Origin of the sequence: Okeania sp. SIO2F5 (assembly GCF_010692685.1) — a bacterium.
GTDB classification, from domain to species: domain Bacteria; phylum Cyanobacteriota; class Cyanobacteriia; order Cyanobacteriales; family Microcoleaceae; genus Okeania; species Okeania hirsuta.
Window position 1 is genome coordinate 1 of record NZ_JAAHGU010000263.1, and the last position, 3,638, is coordinate 3,638.

The 3,638-nt window shown below is 36.3% G+C and carries 2 protein-coding genes; both read right to left on the reverse strand.

Annotation, left to right across the window (positions count from 1 at the left end; genetic code table 11):
• Nucleotides 1–1,226: 1,226 nt before the first annotated feature.
• Nucleotides 1,227–2,153 (reverse strand): FeoA family protein, encoded by a 927-nt coding sequence (locus tag F6K27_RS32630; protein WP_287280059.1) that lies wholly within the window; start codon nucleotides 2,151–2,153, stop codon nucleotides 1,227–1,229.
• 391 nt (nucleotides 2,154–2,544) lie between these two features.
• On the reverse strand, nucleotides 2,545–2,940 hold the full coding sequence (locus F6K27_RS32635) for a FeoA family protein (RefSeq protein WP_287280061.1): 396 nt from the start codon (nucleotides 2,938–2,940) through the stop codon (nucleotides 2,545–2,547).
• Nucleotides 2,941–3,638 lie beyond the last annotated feature (698 nt).

The window sequence follows — 3,638 nt, forward strand, 5'->3', positions numbered from 1 at the left end:
ACTGCTCCATGGCCTCTGGAGTCAGCCAAAAAGTGAGACTCCCTCGCTGCTTTAAGGAGGCATCATACTCAGACCAGTTTTTGAGTCGATACAAGGACTTGGAGTTGGATTTAGACTTACTCTTACTCATATCTGCTGAGTGTAGTTTCGTGTACCATCTTGACTTCTTTATTTTTACCCTAAACATCATCTTTTGTGCAACAAAGCCGACTGACAGTACCGACGGTATCAAATAAATACTGAAATTGTCTTTACTTTTCTCCAATATTTCCTCCTGACTCCTGACTCCTGACTCCTGACTCCTGAGGACTCACAACATTTATTTATAAGTATTCAACCGCAATTCGTAGCTTCCCCGGAGGGGGAACATGATATAAAGCCTCAAAAATTCTCTCTTCTGCTTTTCTTTTCTATAGAATGTTGCACAAATGAAAATATAGAAATTTATGCAGGATTAACAATCCAAAAATAGACTGCAAAGTATAAAACTCTCATTGATTTTTATTTACTATAAGAGATTTTTTTCTAAACCCAAATAGAACTGCTATAAAAAAGTTAAATTACTTAAATTATACTCAATCCGATTATTAAAAAGTACTTTTGAGATCAAATCCACTTAATTCGGTATAAAAAAATGTTCCATCTGAGCGCCATTGCCAAATCTTTATCGATATTCCCACATTCCCCTCCTGGGAGTGGTTAGGGGTGGGTCTCCAAACTATGAATCTAATTACACAAATTCTACCGGATTTGATATGAGTTATACTTTCTAACCTTTCTGCTTTATCCTCCTAATAAATATCCTATTGCTCGGATTTAGTATTAAGTAGATAGACATAAATAATTAGGGTTTGCGCTCAAAAGTATTTTAGTAGGGGTAGGAGACAGCTATACTGGAGACAGGAGACAGGAGAAATGGATCGGGAGCGAGGAAGTAGGAGCGGGCGTTTTGTAAGAATGATTTTTCTGCCCAACTATGCGCCTAAAATACGCTCCATGCATGAGCGTGAAGAGCTGAAACAGGCGCACTTTTTTCGTTCCCAAAAAGGCACTTGTCTTTATATGTCAATGCTTTTATATTTAATCAGCAAACCCTAATTAGTAAAATGGAAACTATTTGGAAATTCCAGAAGTAATTGAGATTGCTTTCCGTTCCGAAATGCTCCGCAAACCTTTCACTCCGTTCCATTCGCAATGAAATTTTACATTTAATTATACCTACCTACTTACTTTGGCTCTATCTCTAGACTACCGTCTGCATAGAGCAAAATAGCAAACTCAGTCCATTCTATTTTATTCGTAGCATTAGGCTTAACTAAATTCGGCAGTGGTGTACTGCTCAAATGGTTTTTTGCTATTTGATTAAAAGCTTCGTAAGAAATAATATCTCCATTTTTATCTACCTTAACTAGATAAATTGCTGTTTGTTTGACTGGTTTTTTCCAGTTTTTATCGATATCAGTGTAGAGTTTTTGTTGTAATGTAGCAATTTCTTTGTTGTCGGTAATTCTTTTACCTATTGATTCTACGTTTTCGATGTCAGAATTAGTTGTTGTTGCTACCGGATTAATGGTATTTTCAATAGTTGCTTTATTTGTCGTTTCAAGGGTATCAGATTTATCAGTTACGGCATCCGAATTTCCAGCTATTTTTGGTGCAGATAAAGTTGTATCTACCGTCTCTAATTTTTCATTTTCCGTTAATTGTGAAGTCGAATTAGAAACAATATTAGCAGTAGTTTGTTGTTGATCGCCTCCATCAATATTTCCATGATTCAAAAGTTGATAAATTTCAGCCAGAACAACTATAACAATAGCAGTTAATGTCAGTAATGAGAGAGTTTTAACTTGTTTAGTTAACTTTATTACAGACTTGGGGAACATCTCATAATCTTCTGATGAATTTGTTTCCTCATCCCCATCTGTTTTAATCACGATCATTTCTGCTTCATGAGACCGGATAGCTATTTCTGTGCTTAAACCAACTCGAATGTGCAAAGGCCCACTAAAAGTTCCCTCTCGCAAGACTTGCACTGGTCTATCAGAAACTACTCCCATTGCTGCGAGTCTCTCAACAATTCCTTGATCGCGACCAATATTTAACACTCGATCGACTATTGCCATTTGCCCTATTTTCAAATCAGCTACATTCATTTTGATTACCTCTGACGTTATTACTTAAATGTTGTGTAGATATTGTGGTAATTACTATCTTGTATTCTGCATATAATCTCAGACTTACAGCACTTTTTAGAATGGTGAGGTAAAGTTATTATGTTGCCTGTCGCCTAAAGTCCTAAAACTTTCTACCTCCAAGACTCGAAAACTGCTGTAAATGTATCGTCAGCAAAGCTTCAACAATTAATAATTAATAATTAATAATTAATTATTAACAATTACCTCTCCTTGAAAACGGATAGGATTGACTCAAAGGAAAATTTTTGCTTGTTTCTCCTTTAAAGGAGAGACTTTAAACCTTAATTATTCGGTAATGACCGAGGAACGAGAAAGACTGAATATATGACCGAATTTTCCTTTCTACTACTTATTGCTGATCAATGATTTTGGCAGAGACAATAATATTGCTAGCAGGATTAAGTCCCAAACCAATATTGCGGTCTCCTACTGCCACAATTACTGAACCACTAGGGTTGTTACTAATTACCTCTAGCTCAACTCCTACTACCAACCCCATTTTTTTCAAGCTACGAGCCATCTCATCTATAGCATTGATCGTAATAATATGTAAGTGATCGCCTCGTTTTGCTTGTGTCAGTGGAAAGTTAGTTTCTACTACTTGTTGATAAGTTTCTTTAAGAGTGTGATGGTTGTTTTCCTCTTTCAACTCAATATAGTTGCTGTCTCCCAGAAATGTAAATTCCCATGCTTTCTCGTTCTTGTCTACATTAGATTTTGACTTATCTTCATACTTTTGATCCATTAATTTATGTAAATAGTTGACATTTATTTTTATTTAGCATAATAACGATAACAGAATAGTTTGTCAAGTTTAATATTTGACATTATTCAAAACTGGAACTAGAGAAAATCAGGAGCTATCAATTATATTATCTCTCTCATCTACACTGCTATTAAGAAAGTATTAATTTATTTTCAATACTTTTACTGGCATTGCTGAGGAGCGGGATGAATATAAGTGGTAATATCAAATCCGCTCGGGTTCGGTATAAAAAAAATTTTCATCTTCATCCAAGAGCAAATGTTTCGCGCATTCTCTTCCCTCCTGACTCCTGACTCGGTCCTCCTGACTCCTAGATTAACTATCTAATTACACCGATGCTACCGGATTTGATATAAGCGGGGGCAGGCATCCTGCCTGTCCCTGCCAAGGAGTGAAAATATCAGGAACGAAAATATCAGGAACGGGCAAAATGCCCCCCAAGCACAAAACTATTAAAATCATCCCGCATTTGTGCAACGCCCTTCTACTAAATCAGGACTTACGCAAAATATCAAATCATATACTATCCGTAGGGGTGAACGGCCGACTTTATAGAACCCCTAACCGTATCTTCATATAAATATCAAGTTTTTTTGACTAGGAGACAGCTATACTGGAGACAGGAGACAGAAGGTAAGAGAGAAAAGGTTAAGAGGGAAGATTTGGGGAGAGATAAT